This window comes from Vibrio sp. La 4.2.2, from assembly GCF_027586995.1.
Classification (GTDB): domain Bacteria; phylum Pseudomonadota; class Gammaproteobacteria; order Enterobacterales; family Vibrionaceae; genus Vibrio; species Vibrio mediterranei.
The window spans coordinates 170440-190102 of the sequence record NZ_JAPPTJ010000001.1 but is presented as its reverse complement, the minus strand read 5'-3'; the positions used below and the strand labels follow the sequence as shown (position 1 = coordinate 190102).

General features: G+C 42.4%; 17 protein-coding genes. 7 read left to right on the top strand and 10 right to left on the bottom strand.

Features of this window, described 5'->3' with window-relative positions; translation table 11 throughout:
• The first annotated feature begins 351 nt into the window (after positions 1 to 351).
• Entirely contained in the window at positions 352 to 486 is a 135-nt protein-coding gene (locus OH456_RS00820) for a hypothetical protein (RefSeq protein WP_270032603.1), read from the top strand.
• Positions 487 to 554: 68 nt separating this feature from the next.
• On the opposite strand, the gene OH456_RS00815 is transcribed toward OH456_RS00820, so the two are convergent.
• Complete coding sequence (locus OH456_RS00815; RefSeq protein WP_124941868.1) at positions 555 to 1172, bottom strand: glutaredoxin domain-containing protein; 618 nt, start codon at positions 1170 to 1172, stop codon at positions 555 to 557.
• 54 nt (positions 1173 to 1226) lie between these two features.
• Positions 1227 to 2123, bottom strand: a complete 897-nt coding sequence (locus OH456_RS00810; protein ID WP_006069061.1) for a DMT family transporter — start codon at positions 2121 to 2123, stop codon at positions 1227 to 1229.
• Between the two features lie 248 nt (positions 2124 to 2371).
• Between OH456_RS00810 and yfcC the strand changes: the two genes are divergently transcribed.
• Together yfcC and OH456_RS00800 are read left to right on the top strand one after the other, a co-directional pair.
• Positions 2372 to 3847, top strand: a complete 1476-nt coding sequence (gene yfcC / locus OH456_RS00805) for a putative basic amino acid antiporter YfcC (protein WP_270032778.1) — start codon at positions 2372 to 2374, stop codon at positions 3845 to 3847.
• 76 nt (positions 3848 to 3923) lie between these two features.
• On the top strand, positions 3924 to 4904 hold the full coding sequence (locus OH456_RS00800; protein WP_270032602.1) for a succinylglutamate desuccinylase/aspartoacylase family protein: 981 nt from the start codon (positions 3924 to 3926) through the stop codon (positions 4902 to 4904).
• A 342-nt stretch (positions 4905 to 5246) separates the two neighbouring features.
• On the opposite strand, the gene OH456_RS00795 is transcribed toward OH456_RS00800, so the two are convergent.
• On the bottom strand, positions 5247 to 6299 hold the full coding sequence (locus tag OH456_RS00795; protein ID WP_270032601.1) for a porin: 1053 nt from the start codon (positions 6297 to 6299) through the stop codon (positions 5247 to 5249).
• A 219-nt stretch (positions 6300 to 6518) separates the two neighbouring features.
• Positions 6519 to 7559 (bottom strand): porin, encoded by a 1041-nt coding sequence (locus tag OH456_RS00790; RefSeq protein WP_270032600.1) that lies wholly within the window; start codon positions 7557 to 7559, stop codon positions 6519 to 6521.
• Between the two features lie 691 nt (positions 7560 to 8250).
• Here OH456_RS00790 and OH456_RS00785 point away from each other — a divergent pair.
• On the top strand, positions 8251 to 9330 hold the full coding sequence (locus tag OH456_RS00785) for a porin (protein ID WP_270032599.1): 1080 nt from the start codon (positions 8251 to 8253) through the stop codon (positions 9328 to 9330).
• 412 nt (positions 9331 to 9742) lie between these two features.
• Positions 9743 to 10849: a porin gene (locus OH456_RS00780; RefSeq protein WP_270032598.1), complete on the top strand. Its 1107-nt coding sequence runs from the start codon at positions 9743 to 9745 to the stop codon at positions 10847 to 10849.
• Between the two features lie 74 nt (positions 10850 to 10923).
• On the opposite strand, the gene OH456_RS00775 is transcribed toward OH456_RS00780, so the two are convergent.
• The 6 genes from OH456_RS00775 to OH456_RS00750 are packed head-to-tail and all read right to left on the bottom strand — an operon-like array spanning position 10924 to position 17930.
• A complete protein-coding gene (locus OH456_RS00775) occupies positions 10924 to 12561 on the bottom strand; it encodes a BatD family protein (RefSeq protein WP_270032597.1) in 1638 nt (545 codons plus the stop codon).
• 5 nt (positions 12562 to 12566) lie between these two features.
• Positions 12567 to 14468: a vWA domain-containing protein gene (locus OH456_RS00770; RefSeq protein WP_270032596.1), complete on the bottom strand. Its 1902-nt coding sequence runs from the start codon at positions 14466 to 14468 to the stop codon at positions 12567 to 12569.
• The gene (locus OH456_RS00765) at positions 14458 to 15432 is read right to left on the bottom strand and encodes a vWA domain-containing protein (RefSeq protein WP_270032595.1); all 975 of its coding nucleotides are present in this window, start codon (positions 15430 to 15432) and stop codon (positions 14458 to 14460) included. The genes OH456_RS00770 and OH456_RS00765 overlap by 11 nt, the downstream gene beginning before the upstream one ends.
• Positions 15429 to 15926 (bottom strand): DUF4381 domain-containing protein, encoded by a 498-nt coding sequence (locus OH456_RS00760; protein ID WP_268666774.1) that lies wholly within the window; start codon positions 15924 to 15926, stop codon positions 15429 to 15431. Before OH456_RS00760 ends, OH456_RS00765 begins: the two co-directional genes overlap by 4 nt.
• A gap of 6 nt (positions 15927 to 15932) precedes the next feature.
• Positions 15933 to 16961, bottom strand: coding sequence for a DUF58 domain-containing protein (locus OH456_RS00755; RefSeq protein ID WP_270032594.1), 1029 nt, complete (start codon positions 16959 to 16961; stop codon positions 15933 to 15935).
• Between the two features lie 12 nt (positions 16962 to 16973).
• A complete protein-coding gene (locus OH456_RS00750; protein WP_006069049.1) occupies positions 16974 to 17930 on the bottom strand; it encodes an AAA family ATPase in 957 nt (318 codons plus the stop codon).
• A gap of 260 nt (positions 17931 to 18190) precedes the next feature.
• Between OH456_RS00750 and OH456_RS00745 the strand changes: the two genes are divergently transcribed.
• Together OH456_RS00745 and OH456_RS00740 are read left to right on the top strand one after the other, a co-directional pair.
• On the top strand, positions 18191 to 18391 hold the full coding sequence (locus tag OH456_RS00745) for a hypothetical protein (protein ID WP_006069048.1): 201 nt from the start codon (positions 18191 to 18193) through the stop codon (positions 18389 to 18391).
• A gap of 337 nt (positions 18392 to 18728) precedes the next feature.
• Entirely contained in the window at positions 18729 to 19406 is a 678-nt protein-coding gene (locus tag OH456_RS00740; protein WP_006069047.1) for a LuxR C-terminal-related transcriptional regulator, read from the top strand.
• The last annotated feature ends 257 nt before the right edge of the window (positions 19407 to 19663 follow it).

The following is a 19663-nucleotide window of genomic DNA, read 5'->3' as shown; positions in this document are numbered from 1 at the left end:
TGTGGAATGATGGAAATTCCAAATAGGAATAATGTCAGAATGTTGGAGTTGTTCATTTAAAACAGTAGGTTACGAAAGATAGATAAATTGTATTTATCGTTAAGTCGTATAATTTGAGTTGACCTTGACTGTTTATATCGAAGAGATAAATGATGAGAGAAGTATAGTGATTACGAAGAATGCTATGTTTTATGTCGATTTATCATGATGTTAGCTATCTATCATTATGTGATACGACTTCTGGTAAGTTAATTACTAAAAAGTGTGATTTGTATCTTGTTTTTGCTTTGTTTAGGTATATAATTACGGGTAAAAGTAATTAAATTACAAAATACCTATTGGAGAACGAACATGGGTTATGAACTAGGTGCTGCTTACATCGGTCAAATCGCTGCAAAGAAAATGATTGACGAGATGCTATATGGCAAGCCACAACCTAAAAAAGTATCTTTCATCAAGCGAATGGTGAAAAAGCTAGCTAAGTAACGGAATTCTTGCAAAAAGCCCGCGATTTAATCGCGGGGTTTTTGTTATTTCACAGCTCTAATTTTTGGTCAAGATACGTTTTTCTCACCAAACTCTAGAACGTTATCAGGTTTGCTATCGAGATTACGCTTGCTAAGCCAACTTTCCAGATTGTCTGCACCGCCAATATATTCATCTTCTAGCCAGATTTGTGGCACAGTAACTGGTGTTTTTAATCCTATGTGTGCCTTTACTTCGGGGATCATTCTATAAAGGGCGGCACTATCTTTAACGACATCAGAATATGTGTAAGGAATGCCAGCATCATCAAGCATTTGCTTAGCTTTGACGCAATAAGGGCAGGTTGCTTTACCATAGACAATGTTACCAGAAAGCGTATCGCGCTTTGTCCACTCTTGAATAACAGATTGAACCAATACACCTCTGTTTAGGGCTTCACCTTGACTGATGACCTTACCCTCAACCATTAAAATAGGGGCGTGCCAAGCTCCAACTTTTAAAGGCTCCCACCAGTGAGATAACCAATCTTTCACTTCTAACTCAATTGGGATACCGTCCAATTCGTTTTTGAAAGTGTCATTGAGAATATCTTTAGTCAATGTGCATTCACCGCACGGAATGTTGACTTTAAATGGTCCCCAACTACCTGCCCAACGATAAAGAGTGATTTTGATTGGTTCCGCCATAGTGTTAGCCTCTTGAATAATCCGTTTAATAATTAGAACTGCTAACTCAGGGTTTTATTTCACAGTCGCTGCACTTTTTCGCTTTCTAGTTTCCCACTGAGTAATAAATGCCACCGACGCTATAATTATAGCCGCTCCTAACCATAGCCGGCCTGGGGGAGCCCAACCAAAGACAATCCAACCTGCAAGCACATTCATCGGTAGCTTAGCGTGGTCAAAAGGTTGGACAAATGACGCATCTGCCACCGAATACGCTTTCACAATAGCCCACTGTGCAAGCGCGGTTAGCGATCCTGCTACGATAAGGAAGCCCCATACGACACCAGAAGAAGGGAATGACCAATCTGGTAAAGCGAGGAAAAGGTTAAATGGTGTTATCAGTAGCAGCAGGTATACGACCATAGTTGATGGCGAGTCATCGGAAGAGAGCTTTTTCACCATAAGTGAATAACATGCCCAAAAAAACGCTGCCCCAACAGGAAGCAAGGATGCCCAACTGAAGTTATCGGACCAGGGTTCTAGGATTATCATGGCACCAACAAAACCACACAACGTCGCAAACCAACGCGCAGGACCGACATTTTCCTTTAATATTAAACCTGAACCTAAAGTTGCAAAAAGAGGCGACGTCATCAACAGAGCAATGCCTTGCCATATTGGGACAGGATAAGCCAGTGCCCACATCCATAGTTGTATACCTATAACAGAGAGAAAGACACGAAATAGGTGTGCTGGAAAATGTGAGGTTTGCAGCGACTGTCGAAAACCCAGTGTTCGCAGATAAGGGATGATAACTACAAAAGCGATGGCATATTGAATCAAAGCCACCATAGTAGAAGACATACCGTGGTTAATACTGACGATTTGGGCAATGTTGTTGACGAGAGCAAAGGAAGCGCCAGCTGCTAGCATCCATGCTGCGCCCTGAATAGGGTGGTGTTGTAAGCTCATAATTGACTTCTTTATTTTTTTTCAATGTTACTACGGATCTTATCAAGCACCAAATAGGTTAACGGCTGATTTATTTCTGCTACAGATCAATTATCTGTTCGAATGTTCAAATGTTATTCGATGCCATATTGATTTTTTATGCCGATTAATAGATATTTATGCCAAATTTTATGCTTGGCTAATACATAATTATGAACACTCATACTAAAGAGCATGCGCATGTTGCTGATGGCACAAAAACATGGCAGATGCCAGATACTCTTATCTTAATTTTCATTGTCGGTATTCTTGCGACAATTTTGACTTACTTTATCCCTGCAGGACACTTTGATAGTCAGCAAGTTACTTATTTGGTAGATGGTGCTGAGAAGTCACGTACTGTCATCGACCCTCACTCATTCCAATATGCGACTGATGAAAATGGTGATTTGGTCTATCAGTCAGTCGGATTATTCGCATCGGGTGGCGGCATTGGATTAATGAATTTCGCGTTTGAAGGACTAGTTTCTGGTTCTAAGTGGGGTTCTGCGATCGGTGTAATCATGTTTATGCTCGTGATTGGTGGCGCATTTGGTATTGTGATGCGTACTGGTACGATCGATAACGGTATTCTACGTTTGATTGATAAAACCAAAGGAAGTGAAGCACTCTTTATCCCTGTTCTTTTTGCTTTGTTCTCTTTAGGTGGCGCGGTATTCGGAATGGGAGAAGAAGCCGTTGCCTTTGCCATTATTATTGCTCCGCTTATGGTACGTCTTGGCTATGATGGTATTACTACTGTAATGGTGACGTACGTAGCTACGCAGATTGGTTTTGCTACCTCATGGATGAACCCGTTTTCAGTGGCCGTTGCTCAAGGTATTGCCGGAATTCCAGTTCTCTCTGGAATGTCGATGAGAATTGCTATGTGGGTTGCATTTACCCTCATAGGTATTGTGTTCACTATGGTGTACGCATCTCGAATCAAAGCAAACCCAGAATTATCATATAGTCACCGTACCGACATCTTCTTTAGAAAACAGACAGACACAGTGCAAGAATCACGCTGGAATCTTGGTGATACTCTCGTTCTGACCACTGTTGTAGCAACGACCATCTGGGTTGTCTGGGGGGTGGTAGCACATGCATGGTATATCCCAGAAATTGCTTCTCAGTTCTTCACCATGGGTTTTGTTGCGGGACTGATTGGTGTGGTATTCCGCTTGAATGGTATGACCCTTAACGATATGGCGGACGCTTTTAAAGAAGGTGCTGGTATTATGTTAGCACCTGCTTTGCTAGTAGGCTGTGCCAAGGGCGTTCTACTAATTCTTGGCGGCGGTACTACGGACGAATCTAGTGTATTGAATTCGATCCTTAATGGCGCTGGTGGAATGATTAGCGGCCTGCCTGATGTGGCTGCTGCTTGGTTAATGTATGTGTTCCAATCCATCTTTAACTTCTTTGTGACCTCTGGTTCGGGTCAGGCAGCGTTGACTATGCCACTGTTAGCGCCGCTGGCTGATATTGCAGGTGTCACTCGTCAAGTTGCCGTACTTGCTTTCCAATTGGGTGATGGTTTTACCAATGTTATTGTTCCTACCTCTGCATCTTTGATGGCAACCTTAGGGGTCTGCCGTATTGATTGGGGTGATTGGGCAAGGTTCTGCTGGCGCTTTATTTTGCTGCTATTTGTTTTAGCAAGCTTTGTGGTCGTTGGAGCACACTTAATGGGATTTGCTTAGGCTTAAGCATTGATTTAGTGTAGTGATTAAGCGGGCATTAGCCCGCTTTTTATCATCAGAAAGAGAAACGAAACACGTGATTGAGTCAGAAAATTTTCCTACCATCAGCTCATTAGATGTTGAAACCCTATCAGCCGGCCTTCATCACTTTTGGTTTAAAGCCTCAACCAATGCTATGGGGATTGAGATTCGACTCCCTGTGGTTGTCGCTAAAGCAGAGAAACCTGGGCCCAAAGTTTTTATCACTGCTGGTGTGCATGGTGATGAGTTAAACGGTGTTTTGACTGCCCATGAACTGATTAGACGTCTGCCAGAAGTATTAAGCGCTGGCTCGGTAACGATCGCCCCATCGATCAATGTATCAGGCATTTTAAACCACAGTCGAGATTTTCACTCATCTGACCCTGATTCATCTCCAGCCAATCTTAATCGATTTTTCCCCGGTAATCCGAATGGTGATACAGCCAATCGCTATCTTGATACAATTTGGACACAGTTATTAAAACCAAATGGTGAAATCGCTATCGATTTGCATACGCAAACGCGTGGTGCTACGTATCCACTGTATGTGTTTGCAGATTTTAGGTTAGAGCAAGCATTAGAAATGGCTCGACTCATGGAGCCAGATGTTATTCTCAACGACCCAGGTGATCACGGTGTGTTGGAATCCGTCTGGAATAATTCGGGTGTTCCTTGCATAACAGTAGAAGTTGGAATGGGTAAAGTGACTCAACCTGAACTCATCGAGAGAGCGGTGTGCGGCATCAAGCAAATACTTGTTAACCAAGGAGTGATTGAAGGAGAATCACCAAACGTTACCCCGTGTGACATCGAAGGGAAAGAAATCATCAGCGTTCGTGCTAATAAGGGTGGTTTTGTTTTACCACAAGTGACCCTTTTGGAAAGAGTGGAAAAGGGACAACTTCTGGCGGTGCAATATGATAGTTTTGGTCGTATGACCGACAGTTACTACGCACCTAATGATGGTACCGTCATTAGCTACAACGTTGATAGTTTGAGAGAGGCGGGGGCTCTTGTTGTTCGCTTAATCCGATAAAGTAAAAAAAGCCTCCCTCTATTAGGGAGGCAAAAATAGTGACCACTTGTTCAGTCTCTTCTGCCTAGATAGCATAGCTAAGAATCACCTTCTCCCTCTTAGAAAAACAACTCCGCCATGCTGAGTCTGACAAGTGCAAATGCTGCTAACATTTGTCTCTACTACTAAAGCAGTAGTTGTGCCAACTTCTTTGAAATTATAACCATCTGTTTTATTTGGATATTCTATTTATCGGTGGAAGAACGATGTGAATACTAAAACAGGATTTGGTGCAGCTGCACGAAAGTAGGGAAGGCTAGGCCAAAATGACCTAGCCCTATTAATCTATATGCTACGTATAATCTAGAAGTCGTAACGTAGACCTAGACGTAGTGTGTTTTCAACATCGTAGGCGATTTTATTGTTTGCGATGTCTGAAGAGTCACCTTTGCTACGATTGTCGATCTTGTAAGACAAATAAGTGCGTAATGACTTATTGAAGTGGTACTGCCCTGTTAGTTCAAAAAAGTCATCTTTGTCGTATTTGCTTTCACCAGCGCCTTTTCCTTCATATTGAGCTTTTGCATAAGCTGCCATAATACGGAAACCATTATCAAACTTATAAGTACCAGATATCTCGACACCATTGTAGTCGACATCAGCAGCGTTATCGAAATCGTAAGTGCCCTGGGTATAAGTACCGCCAAGAGTCAGGCTTGCGATAGAGTAACTCAGGCCGCCGATAAACTGATTGGCTGAACCGTTGTCGTTATTGCCACGGAACTCATCCTCAGAAACATCGTTCATCGCGTAGCCTAGGCCAATATCCAAACCAAATGGAGTGGCATAAATACCAGAAAGACCGTAGCCGTTTTCGTTTTTCTCTTCAGCTGCAATAGCACTCGCTTTGATAGAAAGAACATCTGAGAATACGTTAGAGTAGGCAATGGTGTTGTTGATTTGTTCATTACCCGCATTAATGAACGTTTTCTGGCCGCCAGTCCAAATTTGTCCGTCATCTGACATTTGTGAGATTTGTACACCGGCTGTATCTTGCCTACCAAATGAGATATCACCAAACTGTGTTCCAATACCAGCAAACATGTAACGCTGTTTTAGAGTATTAGTTGCAGTGTTATCGCCAGATGAATGAACACTTTGTTCAGCTTCGTAGAACCCAAATCCAGTAAGGCCATCAGTAATTTGAGTCTCACCACCAACATTTAGACGAAAGCGAGACTTGTTCGCCATTGAACCTTCGGTCTCCTCCCCTTTGTCGCCAATAAAATCACCACGGAACTCAGCACGACCACCAATATTTAAGGTTGTTCCATCTTTACTATATACTTCTGCCGCCAAAGCTGAACCTGAAACCATCGCTGCGAAAACAGCACTCGCTAGAATTGCCTTTCTCATTTTTCTTACCTTTTAAGTATCAACAAAATGCGTCCTTCTTTCGGTGAGGACGTCGTCTTCTTGGGATGCGAGTAAGTTATTGGATGGGTATGACAGAAAAATGTGAGTTGTGTTACGGTTTGATTTTATGAGTATTTTTCTGAAGAGTCTGTTGGAAGAGTTTTCTATGGAATAAAAAAGGGCGCCTACGCACCCTTTTGTAGTATATGAGCTAATTTTTTAGAAATCGTAACGAAGGCCTAGGCGGAGCGAGTCATCCGCGTCTCTATTTTGAAGTTGGCCGTTAATGTAGTATTTGTCTTTTTCCAGCATGTTGAATTTATAACTCAAGTAACTATGAATTGAGTTATTGAAGTAATATTTACCTGTTAACTCAACATAGTTGTTTTTATCGTATTTAGATACGTTATCATCGACGTCTTGTTTAGCGTAAACCGCTTGTGCGACGAAACCGTTATCAAACTTATATTGTCCAGCGAACTCGTAACCGGTGAAATCTACATCACCAGCTGATTCTTTGACCTTACCTTGAGTGTATGTACCAGCTACATATAGTTGACCAACAGCGTAACTTAGACCACCCATAAACTGGCTTGTTTCCGCAGTATCGGTAGCACTAGTTATCCATTCGTCTCCCCCTGCATAACCTAAACCAATACCAAGACCCATAGGTAACGTGTAGATACCAGATATACCGTAGCTATTTTGATCTTTTTCATCACTCAGAATAGCATTTGCTTTCAAAGACAAAGCATCATCAGCGAACATTCCAGTATAAAGGATGTTGTTGTTAGCTTGCTCGTTACCGGCATCAATAAACTCTTTTTGAGCACCAGTGTATGTTGCAATATCAGACATTTGAGATAGCTGTACTAAAGCTGTATCTTGGCGACCAAATGAGATTGCGCCAAAGTTAGTTTGAAGGCCTGCATACATGTAACGTTGTTTGAAATTGTCTGTTTGACTATTTCCTGCACCAGAGCCATCCGAATTCACGCCCTGTTCCGCTTCGTAAAATGCGAAACCAGAAAGGTCATTGGTTATCTGTGTGTTTCCGCCTACGTTCAAACGGAAACGGGAGTTGTTATCCATTGAACCGTCCAACTCAGCACCCGATGATTTACCAATAAAATCACCACGGAACTCTGCACGTCCACCAATATTTAATGAAGTACCATCTGAATTGTAGACCTCTGCAGCAAGTGCTGAACCAGAGACGAGTGCTGTTGTAATCGCCGTAGCGATGGCTGCCATTTTCATAATTCTATCCTTTGATTATTATTAACCACTGCAATGTTTCCACTGCTAGACCATTTATTGCCTTATGACATAAGTGGCCTAATGGAAGGATAGAACGGCTTTTCTAGCTTTCCTTTCTAAATTCCAAATAGTTCCCCTCTAATTACTCTTTTGTGATCTATCGCTCATAAATGACGTGCTTCATTGGCAGTTTTATAACTCACAACAAAGTCACTCAGCAGGCGTTACTCAAAAAATGGGAGATTGTTGACAAAAATGATGTGTTTTGAAGACTGAAATCTACTAATTAAACTGAAATAACAAAACGTAACTTGTTGAATTTCACGTGCTTCTCTGTCTGATAAATAACCGGAAAGTGTTTAAAAATGTGAATTTAATCACTCTAAAACAACAAAAAACATAAATCATCCTCATCTAAATGGTTGTTTTAGATCGTTTTACGTTTTTTCTAATTATCTTAACTTGTTGTATTTTAATGGTTATATAAAATAGAAAACACTGTTTTTAATCTTTTACGTCTTTTTATGAAGCCTTTGGGAACTTTAGGGTTAGAGTGATTTCCGTCATGTTAATCCAGCGTTACATCAAGTCGGGTTACATGCATGGGTGTTATGTCTGTGTACGTAACAGCTTTATGTGCGTTATGTCATTCGTTGAAATGACACATAAAACTTGAAATATGGAAATCCCAATGAACAAAAAAATTATTGCATTAGCAGTTTCTGCTGCAGCTTTCGGTACTACTGCTCAAGCAGTTGAGCTATACAACCAAGACGGTTCTACTTTCTCTGTAGGTGGTCACGTTTCTGTTGGCGTTCAAGATTCTGAGAAAGGCGATGCTGGTGTAAACTCTGTATCTCCACGTATTAACTTTGAAGCTACTCAAGATCTAGGTAACGGCTTTACTGCTGATGCTAAAGGTGAGTGGGCTCTAAACATGCTTGACGGCGGTGATAACTCTTTCACTACTCGTCTAGGCTACATTGGTGTTAGCCACGCTGAACTAGGTCGCGTAGCGGTTGGTACTCAGTGGGCTCCATACTACACAGCTGGCGGCGTAGCTGACCTTCCAATCGCTTTTGCGAATGACTTCCTATACGACAACCACGGTGCCCTAGGTACTGGTCGTGCAGACGCTATGCTTGCTTACACAAACGCATTTGATTTTGGTAACGCTGGTGCATTTAACTTCGGTCTAGGTTGGCAAGGTGCTAACGACATCGATAACACAGATATTCCTAGCGGTGTTCTTACAGGTAAGTACGACCTAGGTCAACGTGGTCAAGTTCAACTTGGCTATGATGTAGCTGGCTTTGGCATCAACTACGCGTACACTGGCGGTGATATTACTTCAACTGGCGCAACTCCTGCTCTAGATGATAAAGCGCAATCTCACCTAGTTTCTGCTAAATACGGTACTTACGGTAAAGGTCTATACGTAGCAGGTGTTTATGCAATGAACGATTACATGAACAGTTACGATGGTCAACAGCTTAAAGATACTAAGGCTTATGAAGCAATCCTAGCTTACGGTCTATCAAACAGCCTAAACCTATCTGTGAACTACGAAGCAGTTAAGAACGACGGTGATACGCTAGGTACTGGTTACAATGGCGAAACTATCTACGCAACTTCAGCAATCCAAGCTGAGTACGACGTAACTACTCGCATGCGTGCATATGCAGGTTATGAATTCGACCTACAAGGTACTGGCGCATTCAAAGAAGACCGCGACAACATGTGGATGGCTGGTGTTCGTTTCTTCCTATAATGGAAAGCTAACTACCTAATTCTAAAAACCCGCTCTATGAGCGGGTTTTTTTGTTAGACAAATGCCGCAGTGAATGTAAGTGCTGAGTGTTATTTAGTGCATAAATGCGTTTGTGGTAAAAATATCTTACAAATTCTAGTAAGTTGTATAAATTACTAATCAATTTAGTTGTAACTTGTTGTTTTTAAGAAATAAAAATAGCAGTTACTTTATACTCTAAAACTTCATTTCATTTCACATCACTTCTGGGAACTCTCTCTTTAAAGTATCTCCATATTACAAGTTTCAAGTTTTTAACGAATTGTTCATAAGTGTTACGCACAGCACCTATGAGCAATACGGCATTAACACCCAAGTACTTACGTTCTGTAACGCGAATAAAAGTACCTAACTGTCATATATGGAAATCATAATGAACAAAACTCTACTTGCTCTTGCAGTGACTGCAGCAACGATTGGCACTCAAGCTAACGCGCTAGAAATCTACAACAAAGAAGGCACACAAATGTCTATCGGTGGTCATGCGACTATCGGTCTAACTGGTGCTCATGCAGGAAAAGACGCTCGCGTTGAAGAAAAGTCTCCTCGTATTAATCTTGAAGTGATCCATGACCTTGGTAATGGCTTTAAGGCAGACTTCAAAGGAGAGTGGGCAATGAACATGTTAGAAGGTGGCAAAAACACCTTTACGACTCGTCTGGGTTACATTGGTATAGGGCATGAAACATATGGCCGTATTGCAGCAGGTACTCAATGGTCTCCTTATTACATGGCAGCCGGCGTTGTCGATACGCCAATCGGTTGGTCTAATGATTTCCTTTACGACAATCAAGGCTTATTTGGTACTGCGCGTGCTGATAAGTTAGCGGCGTACTACAATACTATTGACTTTGATGAAGCGGGTGCTTTGACAATCGGTGCTGGCTGGCAAGGTGCTAACTCTGTTGATGAAACAATTGGTTATAAGCAAGATGGCAAAACGGTAGCGGGTGCTGGCGACCAAGTTTATTCAACAAAAACTCAAACTTGGCTAAGTTCGCAAAACCGTGGTCAAGTTGCTCTCGGCTATACGATCTCAGGTTTCAACGTCAACTATGCATTCAACAGCGGCGATGTTGTTGAGCGCAATGTAGCTAAGCTTGCTGAGTCTAACTTGGTTTCAGCTAAGTATGGTAATTTCGGCGCGGGTTTATATGTTGCAGCTACATTAGCTGACAACAAAAATATGAACTCGTTCGACAGCAAACTAATTGCCAAAACTCAAGCTGTAGACTCGATTCTTGCATACGGTTTTGACATGGGTTTGAACTTAATCCTAAAGCATGAAGAAATGCAAGATACAGAAAACAATGTACGTGTTAAATCTGGAACTTCTGTTCAGGCAGAATATACAATTAACCCACGCGTTCGAGCATATACGGGCTATAACTTCGACAACCAAGGCGAGACTGGTGCGAATGTAGATTACCGCAAAGCGCAAGACAACCAATTCATTATCGGTACTCGTTTCTACTTATAATGTCTTGAAAACCTAAAACGAAGAAAGCGCCCCTATTAAAGGGGCGCTTTATTGGATCTATTAGGTATTGCACATTACAGTTGAGCGAGTCCTGATCCTGCTTGGGGTTGCTGAACCTTCGCTTTCCCAATCAATTTCAATGCGGTCTTATCATCCCATATGACGTCTTTGTCGCTGCCAATTATCGCACTGTTCATCTTGGCTATTTCGTTCCTCAAAAGTGCATCATCTTCTTCTGACAATGAGATTGTTCTTTTCCATGACCGATATGCTGTTTGTGTTGCAATTGGATCTCGGTTTTTAATCGCAGCAATTAAGTTTTCTTTAATCGATGCATTGTTTATTGAACTCATTGGTGAGTTGTCATTAAGTTGGTTCTGATTGGCTTTACTAGTGCGGTACCACATTGCACTAGAGAAAACCCAGAGTGCAGCGAATAATCCGGCGATATATGGCCAACTACCTGAGTCTTTAACAATTGTTGTTGTACCAGGCAAGCTTGATGTTGGACTTGAGACTGGCGATACGGCGTTAATCACTTCGTTTGCTGTTACCGAAACGTTCAACCCTTCCAGTTCAGTTTGGGCTGGCTTTTTATTCACTGAATCCCACCAATTAATCTTTACAGTAGGAAGAGTAAAGTCGCCACCATGTTGAGCTATGAGAACTTGTTTAGTGATCATAGTGACGCTGCCATCATCGTTACTTTTGAACGATGGCTTTTCTGAATAGACCCGAAACGCATCGGGGTTACTGACCGATATATTAGGTAACTGAGCTGACGTTAGCCCTGTTGCCGTTAGAGTAATGGTTCGTGTTAAGGAGTCGCCGCTGGCAATTGAAACTGACTTCGTCTCTACGTTTTTCCCACTATCTAATTTCCAGGTTTGAGACAGAGAAAGTTTCGAAGTCGGTAACCAACTATCGGTATAGCCTTCCGGTACTGGGTCAACTTTTAAGTCAACCGTAGGTGAGTTGGTATCCAGAGTGAGGATCTTCGTAGTTCCACTTCTATTGTTCCCATAAAGAACCCCCCCAGTGAGTGTTGGCGCTTTAATGGCGAAATTACCACTATCGATAGCGGTGACTCTGTATGACTGATCAATGATCATAACCTCCATACCATCAAGCACAGCTTGATACTGTTTAGGTTCGCCAACTGCCTCAATATCTAACCCTGGCGCTTCTGGTGAGGTTAAGTTGGGGTTTTGCAGTAAACGGGGATCGACCTTAACAATGATTCTTGTATCTAGTAACGCACTTTCCTTGGGATAAAGTTCTGACTTACTTAATTGAGTACGAACTTCAATCATGTCTTTGGTCGTAGGTGTTTGCTCATCGATGGTAACGTTCAATGTAATAGGGGAGGTGGCAACACCATTGACATCAAAACTAGGGATCGTCAGTTTGCCAATTCTTTGTGGGGCGATCGCCACCGTCCAAATACTGCTGTCTGTACGCGTGCCATTCAAGATATTGACGGAAGAGCTAAAATTGGGTCGACCAAGATAGAAGTCTTTTGAAAGTGAACTAAAGTCCACCTTATTTCCGTCTAGTTTTTGGTCTGCGACGATTTTTAACTGAATGACCTCATCTTTGCTGACTTTGGTCTTGTTTACGCTTGCTGTTACGTTCAATGCCCATGATGAAAAGCTGACAGCAGAACTAATAATAGCGAGTAGCACTAAGGTGAGAGATTTTATGTTCTTCATTGTAATTACCAATCTTTCCCTGTTGAGGTAGGGACTTCTTTATTCTTCGATTGCAACAACATTTGTGCACGCAGCAAATAACTTGGGTCGCGCACGCTTTCAATTTGCTCAAGTTTTCTAAGATCGGGGTCGACGTTTTGTTGTGTTGTCTCTTTAGCTAGTTGAGCTTGCTTTTGCTCTTCAGAAGCTTGTGACCGTTGCTCACCGGAACTCGTACTAGCGGATTTTTCGGTTGATGCTTTAGTTGTATTGTCTTTCTCTTGAGGCTGCTTTGCCTGCTGATTCCGAGATTCTTTATTATTATCGGAATGCTCTGGTTGCGAATTATTCTTTGTGCGCTCTGAGTCTGGTTTTGCGGTTTCACCAGATGAGTTCTCTTTACTGCTTGAATTAGCGTTAGATTGCGATTGTTGTTGACTTGTCTTTGCCCCGTTGCCACCATTTTGTTGCTGTTGCTGTTGCTGTTGCTGTTGCTGTTGCTGTTGCTGTTGCTGTTGCTGTTGCTGTTGCTGTTGCTGTTGCTGTTGCTGTTGCTGTTGCTGTTGCTGTTGCTGTTGCTGTTGCTGTTGCTTCATTGCGTCTTTAACTAGATTAAGATTAAACTTCGCATCAGCATGGTTAGGCTGTTGATTGAGCACTTGTTGATACATATCAGCTGCTTTTACCAATTCACCATGCTGGGCATAGGCATTACCAAGGTTATATAAAGCGCTGATATCGCTCTCGCCCTGTAAGTTGTCGATAGCTTGTTGGTAATCGCCATTTTCATATTGCGCCGCTGCTAACCATTGCTTGTTGCTGAACAAGTTCTTGGCGGACTCGTAATCTTTATCTTGAAAGGCGTGGTAACCAAGTTGGTTCTGATTATTGAATGCGCTATCAATGATGGACGCCTCTGCGCTGTTACTATTAAAACCTAAAAGAATAGCGAGTAAAGGAGAGCAAAACACTACGCCTTTTCTAAATAATGGCAGCAAGAGTACTAATACAAGAGGAAGTAGCCAGTAGCCGTTATTTACCCTTATATCGACGCTTTGCTCTCCTTCTTTCTTAAGGTTTGCGGTTACATCTGAGGTTTGGATCAGACTCGAAATGTCCTGATTGTCACTTCGATACGTTGTATAGTGCCCTCGTCCCACTTTTGCTGCTTGCTTTAAGTTTGTAAAGTGAGTTTTGGCAACGACGGTGTTTCCCGACTTGTCAGTCAGCAGAGAACCGTCGGGTAGTGTAATAGGTGCGCCTCCAGTGGTTCCGAACGCTAAGACTGAAAGTTTCCAGCTATGACCGCTGAGCATCGCTTCAATTGCTTTAAGTTCACTTTGGCCTAGATCATCAGAAAACAGAATGATTTCACCGTTAGACAAGCCTGCTTGTTTCATCATATCGATAGCTTGCTTTACGGCTAAGTCTGCTCTCGCACCTTGGAATGGCATAATCTCCGGCGAAAGGTTTGTGATTAGGTTGCCCAGCGTGGCGGAATCTGTCGTTAGGGGGCTTAAAGTGTAAGCATCGCCTGCGTAGGCTACTAATCCGGTCTGCCCATCGGTAATCAATGGAAGTAGATCCTGTGCCTTGTACTTTATTTGAGCGAGGCGGCTAGGTTTGATGTCATTGGCATAGACCGAACGAGACATGTCTAACACTAACACTCTGGCACTGGATGATTGAAATGCAGGCCGAGTTTGGGTTTCAAAGCTCGGTCCTGCAATCGCGGTTATCAGAACAAGACAAAGTAACGTTAACCAAAACTGAGCTGACTTTTTGGAATCAGATTGCAACTTCAACGCTTTTTCTAAGTGAGAGGCGATAAGTGATGAGCTAGATTGACGGTAGTTCTTCACCGCAACAACTAAAGCAACAGGCAAAAGTAGCCAAAACGCTTGCGGATAGAGAAATTCAAAATTCATCTTTTTCTCTCCTTAGTATCACTAAAAGCATAATCAGCAACAGGCTGACCGTCGCGGGTAGTGCAAACCACTCGGTTTGAGGTCTCCAGGATTGGGTGGCTTGCTGAACAGGTTGTAGTGCATTGATGGTATCGTAAATGGTCGCTAGTTCATCGGCATTACGAGCTCTGAAATATTGTCCGCCAGTTATGTTAGCGATTTTTATCAATGTCTTTTCGTCTAAATCTTCTGCGGTGTTTACCGTGCGGGTCATAAAGAAATCTTTAACCTGCATCTCACCTGCGCCGACACCTATGGTGTAAATAGTGGTGCCGTATTTTTTGGCGATTTCTGCTGCTTGAACAGGGTCAAGAACACCGGCGTTATTGCTGCCATCACTGAGTAATATCATGACTCGTTGCGGAGCGTCACTATCGACAAAGGTTTTTGTCGCAAGTCCAATACCGTCTCCTAAGGCGGTCTGGGTGCCAATCAGTTTTAAGACGGTTTGATTAAGCTGAGTTTTAACGGTCTCTCTGTCGAAGGTCAGTGGGGTCTGCAAATAAGCGTGGTCAGCAAAATATACTAATCCGACTCGATCTCCCTTGCGACGGTCAACAAAATCTGACACCACATGTTTGACGGCAGTGAGCCTATCAATGTAACCATCTTGATATGCCATATCTTGTTGGCTCATTGAATAGGAGAGGTCGATGACAAGCATCATGTCACGGTGCTTTGGCTGAATCTCAATAGGCTCGCCATACCAAATTGGTCGAGCCGCAGCACATACTAGGCTTACCCATGCCATTATTGCGATGGTCCGGACGAGTAGTATTTTCTTTCGGCTCGCAGCTGGCATGCCTGAAATGTGAGGTAAAACTATAGATGCGCTTGGTTGTTTAGGTTGAAAGAACTTATAGCTGAGGTATGGCAGGGGTAGCAAAGCGAATAGCCACCACCATTCAAATGTAAATTCACTCATGATGCAGCATTCCAGTTTCGATATTTTCTTTTTGGAGGCAGCGCATTCTGTACCCAGTATTTACAATCGGAGATTAAGTTTGCCTCCTCATCTTTTGGAGGATTGGCGCTGTTGTATAGTGCGGAGTGCCACGAAGATTCATTGGGTATAAACCTCGGCGAGGCAAGTTGTGAATCCAAAAAACTCAACCATGATTGTCCAGTCAAATTAGCCACCTCTTTTCTAGGGAAGTAGCTAAGCGCCGCTTGGCGTAATATTTCATTGGCTTCAGCGGGTGACAATGTGGACACATCGCTTGTAAGCATTTTTAAAGCGGCTTTTTTTGCGCGCTCTTGCTTACGTTTTCTACGTATCAATAGAACAGTTAAAATGATGGAAAGCACAATGAAACCCAGTAAAGCCCAGTATCCCCAAGGTAGGGGCCAAACGCTAGGCTCGGTTGGTAGGTGTAATGGCTTTAAAGGTAAAGTTTGAGGCTGACTTAGCTGGCTCATAATTCACTACTTAAAATTGGACATTAATAGCTGTTGTAAAAGCGGTGTTCCGCTTGATACTTGAGATAAGGCAATACCATATCGATTTAACTTGGAAGTTAGCTCGCGCTGTTGCTGCGTATATATGGATTCAACGGTTTTCCTTGTACGATCATTAGAAAAGTCTATTGATAACCGTTCATTTTTACCCATTACGTTTTGTATACCCTTAGCTTTGGTGATACCAAGCTCGATAGGGTCAAACACCTGAATAGCTCGTACACGGTTGTGTTTAGATAGCTTCGAAATGGCGCTTATATCCCTCTCAGAAGTCGCCGAGAAATCACTGATCACAATGACCTCACTTCCTTTATTGCAGAGATTGGCTAGTACTTGATAAGGGTCTTTGTCACTTTCCATATCGTTAGAATTAGGAACACTCTTCGATTCCGTTACTACGTTATGAAAACCCTCATTATGAGCGTCGACGAGTTGCTGCAGTAATTGGTATAGCGAGGCTCTTGAGCTCGAAGGACGATGCTCAAACAAACGTCTATTGGTTCGAATAACCGCGCCGACGCGATCTTTATTGCCAATAGCAATCCAACTTAACAAACTGGCTAAGTGACAAAGCTGCACTGACTTTAACAGCAGTTGCGTTCCCGTATACATGCTTGGTGTCAGGTCTAAGAATAGAACAACAGGGCGTTCTCGCTCTTCAGTAAAAAGTTTAGTGTGCACCTTGCCAGTGCGAGCGGTAACGCGCCAATCTATTTGTCTAACGTCATCACCAGCTTGATACTGGCGAACTTCAGAAAACGTCATTCCACGTCCCTTACGAGGGCTGGCATGCTGTCCGTTAAGTTGTGACCAGAGGCTTTTAGCTGGTGGCTGCCAACGTTTACCGTGTGTTTGATAGAAGCAGAGCTCCTGCAGAGAAATCGAGGCTCCATTACACTGTATAGGCAAGTCTCCGCGCACGATAGCGGTCTCGAGGACGTGACTGTTATTGGTATCTTTTCGAAAACCTTTAGCAAGGTTAAATTTTCCGAACATAAGCCAGTTTACCTACGCCGATGCAACGGTTTTTAGTAACTCGTCAATGATTCTATTGCCATCAATTCCTTCGGCCTGCGCTTGATAAGTCAGTAACAGTCGATGTCGCAGAACTGGGTAAATGATTTCGTGAATATCTTCTGGGCTTACAAAGTCGCGACCAGATAGCCAAGCGTGAGCTCGAGCCGCTCTATCTAACGCGATAGTTGCACGTGGACTCACTCCCATCTCAATCCAGCTGACTAGGTCGTTGCTATAAGCATCTGGAGTTCGTGTTGCCATAACCAATCGAACGATATATTTTTCAATAGACTCTGCCATATGAATGGATAAAACTTGGCGTCGTGCTTCGAAAATTTCTTGTTGGGAAATTCGATTCTCAAAGTGGTGACTTTCTCCTAAAGCTTCACCGCGATTAAGCCTCAAGATCGCTAGCTCACTATCCGCATCTGGGTAATTGACCTCTAAGTGAAGCAAAAAGCGGTCTAACTGAGCTTCTGGTAGTGGATAGGTTCCTTCTTGTTCTATGGGGTTTTGTGTGGCCATAACGAGGAAAAGATCGGGAAGAGGGTAGGTCGTTTGACCAACACTAATCTGCTTCTCCGCCATTGCTTCTAGCATCGCCGCTTGTACTTTAGCTGGTGCGCGGTTTACTTCATCCGCCAAAATAAGGGAATGAAATATCGGACCAGACTTAAATTGAAACTCACCAGTCTCAGGACGGTAGATATCAGTACCTGTTAAATCTGATGGTAGAAGGTCCGGTGTAAACTGAACACGATGGAAGCTACCTTCAATGCAATCGGCTAAGGACTTTACCGCACGTGTTTTTGCAAGACCAGGAGGGCCTTCTACCAGTATATGTCCATCAGCGAGCAACGCTACGAGCAACTGTTTCACTAAGTTGTCCTGACCAATAACCTGAGATTCGAGATAGCGTTGAAGTTGTTGGAAAGACTGCGCTGGCATGATGATGTTTCCTTATGGCGAGCGATTGAGATAAATAGGTAGATGGAAAACTACCGCGAAAGTTCCCTAAGTTATGTCATTGTTTTGTAATTACAATCAAGGATGTTACCACTTTACGTTTCATAATTTGGCAATACGTGTTCATTGTTGAAGGAAGTAAACATGCTCATAAGTAGGCTAATTGTAGCTGGAATATGGCATGAGCACGCCAAAACAAGTAAACTAGAACCAGTTTAAGTGATTAAGTAAGGTAATTTGTTATGAGTGATTTTGAGAAAGAATTAGAGTTGATGTCTTCTCAAGCAGAGTCTGAGCCAGAGGTAGCTCTTCCTTCAATTGAAGAGCAGCGTGAAATTGCTGCAGAGTTAAAGAAGCTTGAGGCTGAAGGTAAATTGACTCCAGAAGTGCTAGAAAAGTACTTTGGCAAGTTTAATCAAAAGAGCCAGACACCAATTCACTAAACCACCTATCTAAGCCCCTGTTAAGTGCTATTTTAACTAGGGGCTTTTAAATAAAAGTACCACTGCTAGCTAAACCCCCTCAATATTTCACACTGAACTTTTGATTTAGTATTTGAGAGCTATATCTCATATCTCAGTTTAACACTCGGTGCTTAGTTGCAACTGATATTTTTCTCAAAAATGAGACTGCATATGCAAGCCGTTGTTTTGAATAAAAGTTAGTCAAATGCAATCGATTTCATTGCACTTCTAGGCTATTGACGGATGAGAATGCATCGAATTCAATATTAACTTTGGAACTACTTTTCAAAACAAAAATAATCACATGGAGTGAACTATGGCTACCTTGGTAGAGGGAAACCAACGTGCGGTTCTGTTGGCAGAGAATAATTTGCAATCGAGTCTGTTAAAAGAGTCGATTGAACAGCAACTTAATATGGAAATTCGGCTAATTTCACCTGAACGTATTGGTCAACTCAGGCGCAGCACCAAAGATTACAATGTCGATCTAATTATTATTGACTACCCGACGATGGACCATGCGGCGGTAAGACAATACCATGAAGTTAGGGATGTTTTCTCGCTAGAAGCTCAAGAAGTTTTGATAAATACCTCTCCAGGTATCCGTCATTCGGAGATGTTACGTTGGCAACGTTTAGTAGGTGTATTCTATGCGACCGATAACCTAGAGCGGCTTATTACAGGCTTTAAGTGCATACTAAACGGTGAGATGTGGATGAGCCGAAAGTTGGTTTACGAATACATTAAGCTTTACCGAGGAAAACATTGCCATACGACAAACCCTTACTACACTAAATTGACTAGAAGAGAACAAGAAATTATTAAACTTTTGGGTAATGGGGCTTCTAACACGCAAATAGCAGAGACTCTTTTTGTGAGTGAAAATACAGTAAAAGCACACTTGCATAATACTTTTAAAAAAATAAAGGTGAATAATCGTCTGCAAGCCCTCATTTGGGCCAAAGATAACATAGCTCCCCATGAACTTGCGTAGTCTTCGTTATTCATATTAAATGCTAACCCGTCTTTTTGGCGGGTTTTCTATATGAGTTAAATGAAAGTGAATATTTAGCTTGCTTGTTGTGGATGATGTTCTAATATTATTTTTGATCATGATCACAAAACCAATGCCGAGGGCCATTATAGAGATCTAATGTGATAATCTTTTCTAAAAGGCTGTTTGTTATGATGTTATTTATTTTTATCATACGATAGTTTAAGTTTCGTAAATGTTTCGATTAGCTAATCTGC

What these genes read in the sequence shown, in the direction of transcription:
- OH456_RS00820 (WP_270032603.1), top strand. Translation starts at nt 352, where the DNA reads ATGGGTTATGAACTAGGTGCTGCTTACATCGGTCAAATCGCTGCAAAG.
- OH456_RS00815 (WP_124941868.1), bottom strand. Translation starts at nt 1,172, where the DNA reads ATGGCGGAACCAATCAAAATCACTCTTTATCGTTGGGCAGGTAGTTGG.
- OH456_RS00810 (WP_006069061.1), bottom strand. Translation starts at nt 2,123, where the DNA reads ATGAGCTTACAACACCACCCTATTCAGGGCGCAGCATGGATGCTAGCA.
- yfcC (WP_270032778.1), top strand. Translation starts at nt 2,372, where the DNA reads ATGCCAGATACTCTTATCTTAATTTTCATTGTCGGTATTCTTGCGACA.
- OH456_RS00795 (WP_270032601.1), bottom strand. Translation starts at nt 6,299, where the DNA reads ATGAGAAAGGCAATTCTAGCGAGTGCTGTTTTCGCAGCGATGGTTTCA.
- OH456_RS00790 (WP_270032600.1), bottom strand. Translation starts at nt 7,559, where the DNA reads ATGAAAATGGCAGCCATCGCTACGGCGATTACAACAGCACTCGTCTCT.
- OH456_RS00785 (WP_270032599.1), top strand. Translation starts at nt 8,251, where the DNA reads ATGAACAAAAAAATTATTGCATTAGCAGTTTCTGCTGCAGCTTTCGGT.
- OH456_RS00780 (WP_270032598.1), top strand. Translation starts at nt 9,743, where the DNA reads ATGAACAAAACTCTACTTGCTCTTGCAGTGACTGCAGCAACGATTGGC.
- OH456_RS00775 (WP_270032597.1), bottom strand. Translation starts at nt 12,561, where the DNA reads ATGAAGAACATAAAATCTCTCACCTTAGTGCTACTCGCTATTATTAGT.
- OH456_RS00770 (WP_270032596.1), bottom strand. Translation starts at nt 14,468, where the DNA reads ATGAATTTTGAATTTCTCTATCCGCAAGCGTTTTGGCTACTTTTGCCT.
- OH456_RS00765 (WP_270032595.1), bottom strand. Translation starts at nt 15,432, where the DNA reads ATGAGTGAATTTACATTTGAATGGTGGTGGCTATTCGCTTTGCTACCC.
- OH456_RS00760 (WP_268666774.1), bottom strand. Translation starts at nt 15,926, where the DNA reads ATGAGCCAGCTAAGTCAGCCTCAAACTTTACCTTTAAAGCCATTACAC.
- OH456_RS00755 (WP_270032594.1), bottom strand. Translation starts at nt 16,961, where the DNA reads ATGTTCGGAAAATTTAACCTTGCTAAAGGTTTTCGAAAAGATACCAAT.
- OH456_RS00750 (WP_006069049.1), bottom strand. Translation starts at nt 17,930, where the DNA reads ATGCCAGCGCAGTCTTTCCAACAACTTCAACGCTATCTCGAATCTCAG.
- OH456_RS00745 (WP_006069048.1), top strand. Translation starts at nt 18,191, where the DNA reads ATGAGTGATTTTGAGAAAGAATTAGAGTTGATGTCTTCTCAAGCAGAG.
- OH456_RS00740 (WP_006069047.1), top strand. Translation starts at nt 18,729, where the DNA reads ATGGCTACCTTGGTAGAGGGAAACCAACGTGCGGTTCTGTTGGCAGAG.